Annotated in this window: 16 protein-coding genes and 1 pseudogene; 11 read left to right on the top strand and 6 right to left on the bottom strand. The window is 41.4% G+C overall.

What is annotated here, in order from left to right:
- Nucleotides 1-111: 111 nt before the first annotated feature.
- Entirely contained in the window at nucleotides 112-975 is an 864-nt protein-coding gene (locus B9Z54_RS15095) for a DUF1206 domain-containing protein (protein WP_113929170.1), read from the top strand.
- Nucleotides 976-1,685: 710 nt separating this feature from the next.
- Here the strand turns inward: B9Z54_RS15095 and B9Z54_RS15085 are convergent.
- On the bottom strand, nucleotides 1,686-2,522 hold the full coding sequence (locus B9Z54_RS15085; RefSeq protein WP_162785238.1) for an alpha/beta fold hydrolase: 837 nt from the start codon (nucleotides 2,520-2,522) through the stop codon (nucleotides 1,686-1,688).
- A 182-nt stretch (nucleotides 2,523-2,704) separates the two neighbouring features.
- Complete coding sequence (locus B9Z54_RS15080; protein WP_113929167.1) at nucleotides 2,705-2,905, bottom strand: DUF2188 domain-containing protein; 201 nt, start codon at nucleotides 2,903-2,905, stop codon at nucleotides 2,705-2,707.
- Between the two features lie 202 nt (nucleotides 2,906-3,107).
- On the opposite strand from B9Z54_RS15080, the gene B9Z54_RS15075 reads away from it, so the two are divergent.
- The gene (locus B9Z54_RS15075) at nucleotides 3,108-3,263 is read left to right on the top strand and encodes a DUF3934 family protein (protein WP_113929166.1); all 156 of its coding nucleotides are present in this window, start codon (nucleotides 3,108-3,110) and stop codon (nucleotides 3,261-3,263) included.
- Between the two features lie 73 nt (nucleotides 3,264-3,336).
- On the opposite strand, the gene B9Z54_RS15070 is transcribed toward B9Z54_RS15075, so the two are convergent.
- From B9Z54_RS15070 to B9Z54_RS15065, 3 genes are all read right to left on the bottom strand, one after another.
- On the bottom strand, nucleotides 3,337-4,569 hold the full coding sequence (locus B9Z54_RS15070; RefSeq protein ID WP_113929165.1) for an aminopeptidase: 1,233 nt from the start codon (nucleotides 4,567-4,569) through the stop codon (nucleotides 3,337-3,339).
- A gap of 240 nt (nucleotides 4,570-4,809) precedes the next feature.
- Nucleotides 4,810-4,944 (bottom strand): hypothetical protein, encoded by a 135-nt coding sequence (locus B9Z54_RS26220; protein ID WP_262370752.1) that lies wholly within the window; start codon nucleotides 4,942-4,944, stop codon nucleotides 4,810-4,812.
- Nucleotides 4,945-4,956: 12 nt separating this feature from the next.
- The gene (locus B9Z54_RS15065) at nucleotides 4,957-6,213 is read right to left on the bottom strand and encodes a helix-turn-helix transcriptional regulator (protein WP_113929164.1); all 1,257 of its coding nucleotides are present in this window, start codon (nucleotides 6,211-6,213) and stop codon (nucleotides 4,957-4,959) included.
- 324 nt (nucleotides 6,214-6,537) lie between these two features.
- Between B9Z54_RS15065 and ltaE the strand changes: the two genes are divergently transcribed.
- The 3 genes and pseudogenes from ltaE to B9Z54_RS15050 all read left to right on the top strand — a co-directional run bounded on the left by ltaE (nucleotide 6,538) and on the right by B9Z54_RS15050 (nucleotide 9,524).
- The gene (gene ltaE / locus B9Z54_RS15060) at nucleotides 6,538-7,563 is read left to right on the top strand and encodes a low-specificity L-threonine aldolase (protein ID WP_113929163.1); all 1,026 of its coding nucleotides are present in this window, start codon (nucleotides 6,538-6,540) and stop codon (nucleotides 7,561-7,563) included.
- Between the two features lie 340 nt (nucleotides 7,564-7,903).
- The gene (locus B9Z54_RS15055) at nucleotides 7,904-8,317 is read left to right on the top strand and encodes a sporulation protein (RefSeq protein ID WP_113929162.1); all 414 of its coding nucleotides are present in this window, start codon (nucleotides 7,904-7,906) and stop codon (nucleotides 8,315-8,317) included.
- Nucleotides 8,318-8,528: 211 nt separating this feature from the next.
- Nucleotides 8,529-9,524: pseudogene (locus B9Z54_RS15050) on the top strand (zinc-binding dehydrogenase).
- Between the two features lie 357 nt (nucleotides 9,525-9,881).
- On the opposite strand, the gene B9Z54_RS15045 reads toward B9Z54_RS15050, so the two are convergent.
- The gene (locus tag B9Z54_RS15045; RefSeq protein ID WP_113929161.1) at nucleotides 9,882-10,130 is read right to left on the bottom strand and encodes a hypothetical protein; all 249 of its coding nucleotides are present in this window, start codon (nucleotides 10,128-10,130) and stop codon (nucleotides 9,882-9,884) included.
- 228 nt (nucleotides 10,131-10,358) lie between these two features.
- Here B9Z54_RS15045 and B9Z54_RS15040 point away from each other — a divergent pair, with 228 nt between their 5' ends.
- From B9Z54_RS15040 to B9Z54_RS15020, 6 genes are all read left to right on the top strand, one after another.
- On the top strand, nucleotides 10,359-11,462 hold the full coding sequence (locus tag B9Z54_RS15040) for a cation:proton antiporter (RefSeq protein ID WP_345840740.1): 1,104 nt from the start codon (nucleotides 10,359-10,361) through the stop codon (nucleotides 11,460-11,462).
- Nucleotides 11,463-11,828: 366 nt separating this feature from the next.
- Nucleotides 11,829-12,035 (top strand): hypothetical protein, encoded by a 207-nt coding sequence (locus B9Z54_RS15035; protein WP_113929160.1) that lies wholly within the window; start codon nucleotides 11,829-11,831, stop codon nucleotides 12,033-12,035.
- 50 nt (nucleotides 12,036-12,085) lie between these two features.
- The gene (locus B9Z54_RS15030) at nucleotides 12,086-13,075 is read left to right on the top strand and encodes a M24 family metallopeptidase (protein ID WP_113929159.1); all 990 of its coding nucleotides are present in this window, start codon (nucleotides 12,086-12,088) and stop codon (nucleotides 13,073-13,075) included.
- Between the two features lie 162 nt (nucleotides 13,076-13,237).
- Nucleotides 13,238-13,897: a M20/M25/M40 family metallo-hydrolase gene (locus tag B9Z54_RS26530; protein ID WP_345840739.1), complete on the top strand. Its 660-nt coding sequence runs from the start codon at nucleotides 13,238-13,240 to the stop codon at nucleotides 13,895-13,897.
- On the top strand, nucleotides 13,804-14,370 hold the full coding sequence (locus B9Z54_RS26525; protein WP_345840746.1) for a M20/M25/M40 family metallo-hydrolase: 567 nt from the start codon (nucleotides 13,804-13,806) through the stop codon (nucleotides 14,368-14,370). Before B9Z54_RS26530 ends, B9Z54_RS26525 begins: the two co-directional genes overlap by 94 nt.
- A gap of 9 nt (nucleotides 14,371-14,379) precedes the next feature.
- A complete protein-coding gene (locus tag B9Z54_RS15020; RefSeq protein WP_113929158.1) occupies nucleotides 14,380-15,144 on the top strand; it encodes a nucleotidyltransferase domain-containing protein in 765 nt (254 codons plus the stop codon).
- Nucleotides 15,145-15,238: the final 94 nt, after the last annotated feature.

The raw sequence follows: 15,238 nt of genomic DNA, 5'->3' as shown, positions 1-15,238 counted from the left end.
CTTTTCTCTCTAAAACTATAATACCGGAGCAAAGAGAAGTTTTCATTACCCTATATTCGGGAATCCAAAAATAGAAGCATAGAAATAAGAGAAAGCGAGAGGAGCAGGTATATGAATACTGAAACGGCAAAAGGACATGCCAAAAAAGGTGCGCATCAGGCCAAGAAAGGAGCTCATGAGGCCAAGCCATGGGTCAAGGGTCTTGGCCGCGCAGGTTACATCGCAAAAGGAAGTGTATATGTTTTGATTGGTGTGCTGGCATTTATGGCCGCCATCGGGGTTGGAGGTGAAACAACCGGGACACAAGGAGCTCTTGCTTCTATTGCGAGTAAACCATTTGGCGAAATCATATTATGGATTCTGGCCATCGGACTCGCGGGTTATGTAATTTGGAAGATCGTTGAAGCCATTACTGATCCCCAAAACAAGGGACACGATGCAAAAGGAATAATAATCAGAATCGGTTTTATCTTTAGTGCAATTGTTTATGCAGGTTTGGCTTATAGAGCATTTCAACTTGCAACCAATGCGGGAAGCAGCGGAGGAAGCGGAGGAAGCAAGCAGACGGTCACTGCCCAGATTCTTTCTCAGCCATTCGGTCAATGGTTAGTCGGTGCAGCAGGTGCGGCAGTCATTGGATATGGACTATATGAAATTTATAAAGGATACAGCGAAAAGTTCACTGAATCTTTCCAAAGAAGCAAAATGGATAAAAAAGAATACGAGCTCGGAAAGAAAACAGGAAAAGCGGGATTAATGGCAAGAGGTGTGGTTTTCTGTATGACAGGCTATTTCTTGATCCAAACCGCCATTACAACAAATCCTGACAATGCGAAAGGACTGGATGCGGCACTATCTGAAATTGCCCAGCAGCCTTTTGGCCAGTGGATGCTTGGCTTGGTTGCAATCGGTCTGGCTGCTTATGGAGTATTTCAGATCCTCAAAGGCAAGAATAAGAATATGGCATTTTATTAAGGACTGACTTCAAGATAGAATAATAATTAGTTTTTCAAGAGAGGCTGCCAAGTAGTTGGCAGTCTCTTTTCGGTTTATGATAAAAATGTTATGTAAACCAATAGGTGTGTTGTCGCGATTGCATGTCCTTGGAGTAGGGGGAGGGGAAAGGGTTTTGCTTCTGAAAAGGGAGTAACTAAAACTGCTGGGAGCCGGCATCGATATATAATTTGCCTGAATCGATGCAGTCAGAGGAGCTATCTAGCTGCATCGAATTTCAGTTCTCCAGAATCCATGCAGTCAGAAGGGCTATTTGGCCGCATCGAATTTCAAATTTCCAGAATCCATGCAGTCAGAAGGGCTATCTGGCAACATCGAATTTCAAATTTCCAGAATCCATGCAGTCAGAAGGGCTATCTGGCAACATCGAATTTCAGATTTCCAAAATCGAAGCAGTCAGAAGGGCTTACTGGCAACATCGAATTTCAAATTTCCAAAATCGAAGCAGTCAGAAGAGCTATCTGGCCGCATCGAATTTCAAATTTCCAGAATCGATGCAATCAGAAGAGCTATCTAGCTTCATCGAATTTCATCTCTCCAGAATCCATGCAGTCAAAAGAGCTATAGGCCATACGAATTCTTGTTTTCTTTTATTTAGGTCAATTGTCCATATAAGGAACCTTCCGCACTAAATAAAAAAGCCTGATCATTGAATAATCAAGGCTTTTTCGCTAGTTCCAAAGAAACTTCTTTACTATTTTATCGACCTTTTCTGTTTCATGGAGGCCGCTGTGGTCAATTTGCATATCTTCAATGAGGCTCATCTCCAGATTAGACTCTGGAACTATTTTTTGGATAGCAAATGCACTTTCAACCTCCACAACTTGATCTCCTGTTCCTGCAATGGCCAGCACTTCCAGGTCAGCAGGGAATTGCTCCCGATTAACTACTAAATTCTTAAGAGCTTCAGATTCAGGTCTTAAGTCAATTAGAGCTTCACCAGTATTGACACGGTGATAGGACTCTTTTGCTATCCCTTCAAAGGGGCTTCCGATTACAGCGAATTTAACAGTCTCTGGATATTGGAGATTTCCATTAGTTTGTTGTAAATAATTCGTTGAAACCAGTCCTCCCATGGAGTGTCCGACAAGGTTGAGCTGGCCGACGTTGTATTTGCTTTTTAGTTCCTTCATGACACTTTGCAAACGGGAGGAGGTTTCAGAAATGGAAGCTTTGTTTTTTTCAAAAACAATTTGCACGAGAGAAGGGAGCTTGGATGAGGGACTTAAGGTTCCTCTCCAAGTAATTTCTCCATCCGCAGAGACGTATACTACGAGTTCTCTTTTAGCCCAATTATTTTCTTCAAAGCGGTATAACATTGTTTTAAATGAATTATAGGTGCCTTTATAGCCGTGCACGAATACTGTTGGGATGTTGGCGGACACCTCTGAAGAATTTTCTTTAGATTCAGCTATCTGTGATTTTAGTGTAATATAAGTTAATGAGAAGGTCAGCAGGAGCAGAGCCCCGACTGATAAAGCCTTCTTCCGAGTTAGGTTGCTTATCATTAGAAGTTGTTCTCCTTTTATACCTGATGTATTAATCATAAACGATAATGTATGACTTGAAAATGTTTTATCTGAAATTCTTCTGTAATATTAGGTGTAATATTTGGTATTTCTAAAAGACAAAAGAAAAAAGCCATTTCAACCATCGAAAAATGGTTGAAATGGCACCTTTTTTCTGTATTTTATGAAAATGTCTTTTCGCTTACTACTTCATTGTTTTCGTTTTCCACCAGCACCTTAGCAGGCTGATTCTCTTTTGCAAGCTTCTCAGCTTCCGCAATCGCTTCAGACTGGCCATTGAAAAGAGATGTTGGAGCAACATCTTCTATTTTTACAAACCAGCCGCTTTCATCTTTGTTCGGTACAACGTAATATTCCTTCATATTATATCGCTCCTTTCTAAGTCTTCAATTTTTTGATTCCCTATTTAAAATAAGGCAAAACATATAATGCTTTCTTCTTAAGCGAGGGGAGTATGAGCGGATAAGAGAAAATTCCTTCTGTTTTTGTTCAAGGAAGTGAATCTCTGATATAATGGACCTTCAATCAAAATGAATAGTACGACCAAATAATGGAGTTGATATTGTGAGCAAGAGCAAAGGCGGCGGAACAGGAAAAGGCACCGGGAAAAAAGGCTGGAACCGCTGGCAGAAAAGTGCGAAGAAAAAAGCTGCTAAACCCTATACAAGCAAAGGTACCAAACATGGGAGTGGATCTGAAAGGGATTCCTCTGGTAAATAAGATTAAAAGAGCTGCATCCTATTTTTAGGATGCAGCTCTCTTTTTCAGTAAAGAGACATTCAGAAGCCGATGATTAAAACGACCAGTTTCCTTTGCGGAAGATTGGTTCTATGGAGCCATCTTCACGTATACCATCAATATCGAGGTTTTCCGAGCCAATCATAAAATCTACATGAGTCAAGCTTTCGTTAAAGCCAATTTCTTTAAGCTCATCTTTGCTCATATTTTTACCGTTTTCAACACAAATTGAAAGAGCGTTTCCAAGAGCAATATGACAGGAAGCATTCTCGTCAAATAAAGTGTTATTAAAAATTATATCAGTGTTTGAGATCGGTGAATCATGAGGTACTAATGCAATTTCCCCTAAAAATGATGCACCTTCATCCGTTTCAAGCAGGCCTTTTAACGTATCATAGCCTTCTTCCGCACTGAATTCGGTTACTTTTCCATCCTTGAAAGTGAGGCTGAAATTATTAATCAAGTTTCCGCTGTAATTCAGAGGTTTCGTGCTGCTGACGGTACCGTTGACACTGTTCCGGACTGGAATGGTGAACACTTCTTCAGTCGGAAGATTTGGAACGAAGTCTATTCCTTTGTCATTGGTGAAGAGAGCGCATATCCACTTGCTTTGCGGATGCAGTTCCACTGTGAAGTCCGTGCCTGGTGCTTTATAGTGCAGTTTACGGAATGAGCGGTCATTAAGATGATCGGCGTTCTTTGTCATATTTTCAATATGTTTCTCCCATAGATGGACAGGATTTTCCTGATCGACTCTGGTGGTATAAAAGATTTTTTCCCATAATTCCTCTACAGCTTGTTCATCACTAAGGTCAGGGAAAACAGTTTTTGCCCATGCTTTTGAAGGCACTGCTGCAATCAGCCAGCTGATCCGCCCTCCTGAGATGAATGGCTGGAAGTCTTTAAAAGCTTTGCCGCTGGCTTTATTGGCCATGGAAACACGATTAGCATCTATACCTTTTAATAAAGTAGGATTTGGAGCGGTTAAATTAAGGACAGCTGCATTTTCTTTCGCCATCTCTACAAAGCCTTTTGCCTTCCAAAGCGGGAAGTCTTTCAGGCCTTCCTCTGGAGCCTTTTCCATCTTCAATCTTGTCAGTTTTTCATCAGAGTACTCAACAAGTACATTTTTTGCACCCGTTTCGTAGGCTTTTTCGGCAAGCTGTGCCACGAAATCAGCTTCTGTGATAGGGGCATTGATGATGAGTGTCTGCCCCTCCTGAAGGTTGATTCCCACCCGGATCAGTAAATCGGCATATCTCTCTAATTTTGTTTCTTTTGAAGCCATGTTTGAATCCCCCTTATAAATAGCTTACAAGCTTAATATACTATGTGATTAGTAAATTTACCATTTTGAATTAGAGTGCTTTCATACGTTAAAGTGTTAAGAGGGACTGTATCTTTTAGCACTTTAAAGCGCTAAAAAACCCTGCTTCCGTAATGGAACCAGGGTTTTCTTCATCAAGATGTATAGCTGTTTCTTGAAAAATTCCTAGAGTGGCTTTCTCTCTAAGCAAAGTACCTTAAATTATTTGCCTGATACAAGTGGTGTAACTCCATTTGCAGGCGGCAGGTCCTCTTCCTGTGCACTTACAGATGCTCCTGCTGCTGATAATGCGATTAGTACCAATGCTGCTACTGTGATTCTTTTTAGTTTCTTCATTTAAATCTCCTCCTATAAACCTATTATTTTTTCATATGCCACGTTTGCCTTAGTAAGGTAGTGTGCGGCATATTTATATTTTCTAATTTCCTGATAATAGTTACCAAGAAATTTAGAATACTGTGCAAGTAGATGAGGGTTCCCGGTGTTTTCGAAGTAGGGAAGGGCCTCGTCTTTCATAAAGCATTCAAATTCTTCATCCAGTTTTTCAACTGCATATTCAAAGATCCTGAATTCATAATACTTTTCTTTATTCCTCTGCTGCGTGGACAAGAGAATTCCTTCCTTTAACCAGCTGGAGGCTTCATCTACTCTTTGAAGTTTGTAATATTCCTTGACCAGCGCAAGAATGGTGGTGAGTTTGCTGTCCTGGTCGTCATGTTTGAATTGGAGGCTTTTCAGATAATGGGCGATGGCTTCTTCTGTCCGGTTTTCCATTGCCTTGAGATAGCCAAGATTCTGCTCAACCTTTCCCCTCATCACAACATATTCTATGTTCTTGCTGATTTCGTTGGCCCATTCATAATGGATGATAGCTTCACTGATGTTTTGGGTACGTCTATAACAGACTCCCAGAAGCAGGTGAATCTCTGCACACCTTTTATTGTGATACAGACCTTGATAAAGCGTCAGGGATTCCTCGGAATAATGGATCGCGAGGGCATGCTTCCTCAATTGAACAAATGTGAGAGCCTTCAGATAAAATAAATCAGCTTTTTCTTCGCTGTCCAAAATGCTTCCCAGGACAAAATAATGTTCCGCATCTTTAAGATGGCTGTTGGCTTCCTCATAATTCCCCCTGGCGTAATAAAGATTGCCGACAAACTTATGAAAGTAGAATCTCAGCTTATCAGAAAGATTTTTATAGCCTTTTTCGATTGCTTGGATGGAATCTCTCGGACTCTCGTAATCTTTAAGTAAAATATAATAGCGGATCATAAGGATGTGATAGCTGTTGAGAAGAGTGACGTCATCGATGTCGATGATTTGCGGGGAGACCAATTCATATAATCGGATGGCTTCCTTACAATCATTTTTCAATAGCGCCTTGTTCCATTCTGAGAATGTTTTCTTCAAGCTTTCATCCTCATTCTGAATCAAAGAGATTCCAAGCCTGCTGCAGAGAAGCTCGATGACTTCATTAGAAGCGGTGGTTTGATTATTTTCAATCTTGGAAAGATAAGAGACGGATAGAATTCCTGTTGCAAGTTCTTCTTGTGTTAATTTCTTTTTCATGCGATGGTAACGGATCTTGCTTCCAATCGTCATGATTTTATCTCCTCTCTATCTATAGTAATAGTATAAAATAATCCCGTATTTAGAACGAGTTTGGCTGCTTGGGAAAATGAGCCCCATCACCTCTCAAAGAATCCTGAAATTAAATGCTTTCTCATGAAAATTTTCCTCAGCATCCAGCATGGAATCATCATTAGATTACCACAGAAAAAAGGAATATAGTCCGAATATTCCTATAATTATATTTTTGATGCGTTTACTTGGAATTAACAGGAAAAATACAGTACATTATGAGTAGTGTTATAATTTCACTTGATGATCCTTAGGGGAAATTACATATTGAAAGGAGTGGGTTTCATGATCGATTTACGCAGTGACACAGTGACCAAGCCGACTAAGGAAATGAGAGAGGCCGCCCTGAATGCAAAGGTGGGGGATGATGTATATGGAGAAGATCCTTCTGTCATTGAGCTAGAACTAACGGCAGCCAGTCTGCTGGGAAAAGAAGCGGCCTTGTTTGTCACAAGCGGCACTCAGGGGAATCAGATAGCTGTGCTGACTCATTGTTCTCCTGGCAACGAAGTGATAATGGAGGCTGAATCTCACATTTTTTATTATGAATCCGGTGCAATTTCAGCTTTTGCGGGAGTTCAGCCAAGGACGATCAAAGGGGCGCGTGGAGCCATGGACCCTCTAGAGGTAGAAGCGGCAATCAGGGAAGATGATCAACATTTTCCAGAGACATCATTAATTTGCATTGAAAACACTCATAACCGTGCTGGAGGTGCAATTGTCCCCTCCTCTAATATGAAAGAAATTTACAGTATAGCTCAAAAGAATGCCATTCCTGTTCATGTTGATGGAGCCAGATTATTTAACGCAGCGTCGGCTTTGGGGGTACCCCTGACAGAATTCACTCAATACTGTGATACAGTCCAAGTCTGCCTTTCAAAAGGACTGGGTGCACCAGTCGGATCCATCATAGCGGGAAATAGGGAGTTTATCAAAAGAGCCCGAAAATGGAGAAAGCGTTTGGGAGGGGGTCTGCGACAGGCGGGAATCATAGCTGCGCCCGGATTATATGCCCTGACTTCTATGAGAGAAGGGCTGTCAGAAGACCATAATAATGCAGAACTGCTTGCAAATGGACTTAATGCGATTCCTTCTTTGACAATAGTGAATGAGGTTGATACCAACATCGTCGTCGCTGATGTATCTCAGTTAGGCATGAACGCTGCTCAATTTACGGAGAAGCTTAAGGAAAAAGGAGTACTTGCCGTTACCTTTGGGCCCTCGCTCGTTCGTTTTACCACTCATTTTGATGTCAACAAAGATGATATTAAAAAGACCATTTCCATTATTAAGAACCTCGCCGAAGAGTAAAAGCATGAGAGATCATTCATAAAGAGTGGTCTCTTTTTAATAGATAAGGAAGTATATAATATTCAGCTCGAAAATTAGTTAGCGTTTCTGAGTCTAGCTCCAAGGCCCCAGCCCTTTGGGGTCAAAAAACCTCTGGAGGAAAAAAGTCTCTATTATTCTCCAGAGAACATTTGTCTGCCGGGGCTGAAAGGGCCTTTCCGCTTTCTAGAATGGTTCTTATAGGATTTCTTGCTTTTCTCTTCTGTAGTTAGTATCATTTTCACCAATAGCACTATACATAACGGCTGCTGTACATATTGAATAGTTGACTGTGACAAACCGAATGGAAGGATGAATAAGGATGTGGAAAGAGTTTTTATCTAGTATTGGAATCGGCAATATCAAAGTAGATACAATCGTCGAAAATCCTACTTTGACACCTGGCAGCGAGCTAAAAGGTGAAGTCTTGATAGAAGGCGGCATGTCTGATCAGGAAGTGAATAAAATCGTTTTGACTATCTTTGTCAGGGAAGATGACTACCGGGAAGACAGTGATTTCTCCTATCATGAGAAAGAGCTGCATGGTCTTGCTTTGGAAGAGATAGGAGTCGTAAAAGCAGAAGAAGTGAAGAGGGTTCCTTTCAAATTTTCTTTGTCTAAAGAACATCCACTTTCTGATAAAAGAACAGAAACTTTCTTAAGAACATTAGTTGATATTCCACAGGCAGTAAATCCCGAGGATGAAGACAGCATCAAGGTTGTCAAAAGCCTGTAACCAGAAGTAGAAAGGAATGAATTACTCTATAGAAAAGGCTGGTCTCGTGTATACTGTTGCTCTCGGAAAAACCCCAAGAACCGGATTTTTCCCCTGTATACTAAGTTTTTTCGCTCCAACCAGGGTAGTTCAGAAAAACGGGGTGTTCTGTAAAATTTATATTTACTAGCAGCAAAGTTTACGAAAAAGCCATAAAAAAAGGAGGAGTATAATGAAAGCAATCATTCATGAGGGGAAACAAGGAATAGAAGGACTTTCACTCAGAGACTTCCAAGAGCCGGAAGTGAATAGCGGCATGGTAAAAATTAAATTAAAGACAGCTGGATTGAACAGGAGAGATCTTATGGTCCTTACCAGGCATAAAGAAGAACAGCCTCCTTTAATTATTGGATCAGATGGTGCGGGCACCATAGTAGAAGCAGCTGGCGATGTAACAAATGCAGCTGAAGGGGATGAAGTGATCATCAATCCGGGATTGGGATAGAGTCAAAACAGCGAAGCTCCGCCAGCTGGCTTTGAAATCGTCGGTCTTCCTGATCATGGCACGTTTGCCCAGTATATTACGCTTCCTGCTGCTAATGTGGAAAAGAAGCCTGCTCATCTGAATTGGGAAGAAGCGGGTGTGTTATCACTGGCTGCATTGACAGCTTACCGGGTATTATTTACGCGGGCAAAATTAAAAGCAGGAGACACGGTCCTGGTACCTGGCATAGGCAGCGGAGTGGGGACTTTTTTATTGAAATTTGCTAAAGCTGCAGGTGCAAAAGTGATCGTGACGTCCCGAAGCGAAGACAAACAGCAAAAAGCCTTGGAGCTTGGTGCCGACCGAAGCATTTCCACAAACAGTGACTGGAATGAGGATCTCAACGACGAAACTGTTGATATCGTTATTGAAAGTATCGGGAGGACAACTTTCGAAAAATCCTTAAATGTAGTAAGAAAGGGCGGAACGGTTGCCACATTTGGAGCGACAACCGAGGATAAAGTTGAGATTGATATCCGTCACTTCTTCTACTCACAGCTGAATCTGAAGGGCTCCACAATGGGAAGTGCAGAAGAATTCAGTCAGATGCTGCAATTCATCGAAAAACACAGCATAACCCCTGTGGTGGACAGTGTATATGCATTAGAAGAATATGAAGAGGCCTTTAAACGCTTAAAGGATAGTAAGAATTTAGGGAAGATAGCTTTTCGCATTGATGAATAGTCTAAAAGAGGGTCTTACTGAGTATCGGTAAGGCCTTTTTTGATGTCTCCATGTAAAGCTGGCATAATAGATTGCTGGGCTTACTTTGTTGTTATTTGATATGAATTCCAAGAGATTACGCCCTCATTCATGGAAAATAACCTGGTAAGCTAGAAAGAAAAGAGCTGCTTCCTCATTGAAGAAACAATAGCATCCGGGAAAAAATCCGGCTCTTGGGATTTTTTCAGAAAGCAATATTTACGAAAACAACCTTTTGTAAAAAGCAAAAAGCTTGGAGGAAAATTCTCTTTAAGAGAACTTTTTCTCCAAGCTGTGAATTTTGCATCCAAGCGCAAGGTTTTTTTAATAGTTTCGAGTTTATTGTGTAATGGAGTTATAATATTGAACGGAAGTTTGAGCTCCCTCACTGACCATAGTATTATCCTCTACGTCAGCTGGATCAGGATTGCCTGCTTTTTCAACGGTAAAATCTGTTTTATTGCGGTTTACCCATTTTTGCTTGGTACTTTCCATGAAGTTTTGAAGTTTGTCGCGATTTTCTTTCTTTCTCATAAGAAGCCCGGCTCCTGCTGCTGCTCCCAAAATCAAGGTTGAACTTAGTCGCATACCCTTATTCCTCCTTGCAAGTATTATAGAAGTTTATTTACCCGCCAGGCGGAAAGAGTAAACATTCCATCCGGCGGTTCTGTTTAATCAGCAAAAGAAAAGGAAAAAGAGTAGTAAGAGATTTATAGTTGGAGGTTCAGCCATGGGATACATTCACATCTTTTTACTCTTGTTCATTGGATATGTGGTATTTACTATCGACAAAAAAAAAAAACTTTACCTGTACCAATGGTTCTGCTGCTGATTGGAATCCTTTTATCATTTACGTCCTTCTTTTCTTCCGTAAACATTACCAGAGACATGATCTTCAATGTGTTTCTGCCGGCACTTCTCTTTATATCTGCCTATCAATTTAAAACGGAAGGACTAAAGAAGAACATAGGCGTCATAAGTGTCCTGAGTACTCTTGGTCTGGTCTTGGCAGTTCTCATGTTTGGAGCTGCGATTTACTTTGTCGGCTTGGTATCTTTATCTTTTATGGGTGCGTTGTTGATCGCTTCAATTTTGACGCCGACAGACCCGGTCTCGGTTGTTTCGATTCTTAAGAAATCATCCAATAGTCCGAAAATTGCAGATGTGGTGGAAGGGGAGTCGATGCTCAATGACGGTACAAGTGTCGTTCTTTTCACCGTCATTTCCCATCTGTATTTGTCGGATGAGAGGTTTAAGCTGACCTCGGCAATAGGCGATTTTCTGCTTGTTTCTGCTGGAGGAATCATTATTGGAATGGTATTCGGCTGGTTGGCAAGCAAGATTCTTCATTATACCCATCACAGACAGTATCAGGTCATGCTGAGCATTGTACTGGCTTATGGGAGTTTTTATTCAGCCGAACATTTCGGTGTTTCAGGAGTGCTTGCTTCAGTTTCGGCAGGAGCCCTGCTTTCTTGGAAGCTGGATACAACGGATAAGGAGGAGGATCTTCGCAATTACCTGGATTCCTTTTGGGAGGTCGTCGAACCCAGTATCTTGTCTATTCTCTTCTTGCTGATTGGCATTGAATTCATGAAACATATTGATTTTGGTAATATCGGTTTTATATTCATTATCTTTGGGTTATCTCTTATAGTCCGTTTCCTCGTGCTTGCAGGGATATTGAAAATGTTTAAAGTCTGGAGACGAGAGTTTCTATGGGATGAAATATCATTGATTACCTGGTCAGGAATTAAAGGGACTATGTCGGTGGCGCTTTTGCTCGGATTGGCAGCAGAAAGTGCAGCACAGACTGATACGATTTTATCATTGTCTTACGGGGCCATTGTCTTATCTTTGATCATTCAGAGTTCATTGGTCTACCCATTATCATGTTGGTTTTCCAAGCGAAGCCCTTAAAGCTGGTCATATGGCCGGCTTTTTCTATTGTGCTCCTGTAAAAGATTTTCGCAAAGAGAGTGGCTGTTTTAACACCTTGCATAAGGTTATGGTAAAAGAGAGTCAAATCACTTCTATACATTGGTTAGCCGTAAAGAAAGAGCTGCTCTGCTCGTTCAAAGAAAACTCCTGATATCCAGGTGATATCCGGAAGATACGAGGATGCCTCTTATCATAATGGGCGCTCTGAACGCTCATTAAGCCTTGGTACATTTGAATGAAATGCAAAATGAAAGAGTGAGCAAATCATAAGAGAACATTCCTTTAACGCGATAAAGAGGAAACAACCCATAAAAAGGCGAAAAGTATACAGGAGGGGGCGAAAAGATGAAGAGTGGTTTTGCAAAAATAATGAGATTGAAAGAAAGAGACGAATTCAGAGACAGAGTTCTTGATGAAAGATTACATACAATTTTACCCGGAATCATGAAAGAAAACGATATTGAAATGTGGGTCACCATAGGCAGGGAATACAATGAAGATCCTGTCATACATACTTTTTTCCTTCTGCTGTCGACAGCTCAAGAAGGCTGACAATATTTATATTCTGCAAGGATACTAATGGGGAAATCAATCGCTTTGTCGTGAGTACGAATCCTGCATTTCAGCCTTTTTATCAAAATGTGTGGCAGGATAAAAAAGAAACTCAGTGGGAGTGTGCAGCCAGGATTATCCGGGAAAGGGGACCAGCCAGCATCGCTGTGAATATGGGGAAGCTGCATTCGATGAGTGATGGTTTGACAGTGAATTCTTTTAACATTTTGCACCAGGAAACCGGGATTGAGAAAGAGAGGTTTGTCAGCTCTGAAAGCCTTTTGGTGGATTGGCTTCAGACAAGGAGTTCACTTGAACTTGCTGCCTATCCACATATATGTGAACTCGCGAGGGAGATTGCTGAAGAAGCACTTTCCAATCGGGTGATCCACCCAGGAGTAACGTCTTCACAAGATGTGGTGGACTGGATTAGACAAAGGGTGGTGGATTCTGGTTTTCAAACTTCCTTTTATCCCACAGTAGATATCCAAAGGCAAGGATCAGAGACAGACCGATTGGAGAACACAATCATCATGCAGGGTGACGTTGTACATTTGGATTTCGGTATACTTTACCTGGGGCTGGCAACAGATACACAGCAGCTTGCTTATGTGTTGAAGAAAGGGGAAGAAACCGTCCCTAAAGGCTTGATATCAGCTTTTGAGGAAGCTTTAAAGTTTGAAGACATTGTGTCCAGTACTATTCAAGAAGGCAGGAGCGGTAACCGTGTTTTCGTGGAAAGCATAAAAACCAGCCGGGAAAATAGTATAAAGGCTATGTTGTATTCTCATCCGCTTGGTGTACACTGCCATGGAGCCGGACCATTGATCGGTCTGTACGACAGGCAGGAAGAAATTCCAGGAAGGGGAGAATTGCTTATAAAGAACAATACTTGCTACGCTCTTGAATTCAATATCCGGAAGCATATCCCTGAGTGGAATCAGGAAGTTCCAATTTATTTGGAGGAGCCAATAGCCTTTATTGATGGAAGAGTTGTTTACCTGGCAAAGCGCCAAAAAGAATTTTACTTAATACGCTAGTAGTCACAGTCAAACCAACTGCCGGCTGTCCGCATGAAGGAACGCATTACCGAATATATTCTTATTACTGGAAATCCAACCTTTCATTAACTAAATGGTATAATAGTAGGTAATTGAAAAAACGTTCGTAAAGAGTCGTGAGAAAGCTGGGAGAGAACAAAGGTGAAAGAATATATACAATATAAACAAGACGAAATGCTAAAGCTGATAGAAGAACTGGTGAATATCGACAGTGGTTCTGTCAACAAAGCCGGAGTCGACTTGGTTGGAAGTCGATTGAAAGCGGAGTATGAGAAAATTGGATTTATGATTCATGAGGTACCACAGGAAGAATACGGAAACCATTTATTCATTCAACACAAAGAAGCGGATGAGCCGGAAATCCTTGTCATCGCCCATATGGACACCGTTTTTCCATTTGGTACTGCTATAGAGAGGCCTTTCAGAAGGAATGGAAATAAGGCTTACGGACCAGGAGTCATTGATATGAAGTCCAGTCTGGTTACTCTTTTATTTGCAATGAAAGCATTAATAAAAGAAGGTTCACCGCACTACAAAAATGTGCAGATAATATTGAATAGTGATGAGGAAATTGGATCGCCTTCATCAAAAGAACTTATTATAGATGCAGCAGGAGGAAAAAATACGCACTCATCATGGAGCCGGCGAGAAAAGATGGTTCACTTGTGTCTTCAAGGAGAGGCAAAGGAAATTATACCCTCAATGTCATCGGGAGAGCGGCACACTCTGGTATTGAGCCTGAGAAAGGAAGAAGTGCGATTGAAGAGCTTGCCCATAAGGTCATCCAGATGCATGAGTTGAACGATCACGAAAACGGCATCAGCGTGAATGTCGGTCTAATTGAAGGAGGCTCCTCTGTCAATACGGTTTCAGACCATGCCAGTGCACAGATGGAAATCAGGATTGCGGAAACAGACCAAGGATACAGGGTTGAAGAAAAAATGGAAAAGATCTGTTCGAGGACGGATGTTCCTGGCACTGAGATCACCCTTGAAGGTGAAATCAACAGACCTCCTATGGAAAAGAACAAGCGGAACAGACAGCTTCTGCGAAAGATCATGCTAGTGGGAGAAGAGATGGGAATTGCAATCACCGATACCTCCACAGGCGGCGGGTCAGATGCTTCCTTTACTTCGGCTGCCGGCATCGCGACCATTGATGGAATGGGACCAGTAGGGGGCAATGCCCACAGTGACAAGGAATATTTGGAAATCTCGTCTCTTCCCGAGAGGACATTGCTTTTAGCTAAGGTCATTGAAAATCTCTCAGAATGAGGTGAGTTCATGAAGAACCGTATTCTGGCGGAATTGAATAAAATAGAACAAGAACATGAAGTCGATATCCTTTATGCTGTTCAAGCAGGGAGCAGGGCTTGGGGCTTTGAGTCGCCTGCCAGTGATTTTGATATCCGCTTTATATACAAGCATCCATTGAATTGGTATCTATCTTTGGACCAAAAAAGGGATGTCATTGAATGGCAAAGTGGTAAAGAGCTGGAGTTAAGTGGCTGGGATCTCAAGAAAGCAATGCTGCTTTTAAAGAAATCCAATCCGACTATGCTGGAGTGGCTGCAAACAGAAGACAGGCTCATCGAGGACAAGTACTTTTGCGAGAAGGTCTTTCCATTACAGGAGCTGGTTTTTTCACCTTCAGCTTGTTATCATCATTATTATAATATGACGAAAACAAATTGGAATAAGTGGCAGAGGGATTCCATGAAATCAGTCAAATTGACTCTACATTTACTGAGAGGACTGCTTTGCTGCTTATGGATCAAAGAAAAAGAAACTTTCCCCCCTGTTCCATTCAGCCTCCTTTTCCATCAATCTGTGTATGACTTAAAGCTGAAAGAAGAAATTCAGAGGTTAGTGGAAATGAAAAAAAGCGGCGCAGAGACCATTGATACATATTCCGTTACACTTTATTCATTTATAGAATTACAGATGAGACGACTATCTGAAAAAACACCCCTCTTCAAAAAAAGTGATGTCGTTTCTTCCAAGGAAGTGAACCGGGCGTTCAGAGAAATAATCAAGAACGAGAACTGAATGTGTAGTTGTAAAAGGTTATTACGCTGCATTCAAAAACTATTTAAGATTCCAATACATCTGTTGCGAAAGGCGAATTCCTGAGAGGGAATTC

This window comes from Bacillus sp. P14.5, from assembly GCF_003316765.1.
Classification (GTDB): Bacteria; Bacillota; Bacilli; order Bacillales; family Bacillaceae_B; genus Rossellomorea.
Note: the sequence above shows the minus strand (reverse complement) of the source record. Positions and strands in the feature narration are given on the sequence as shown.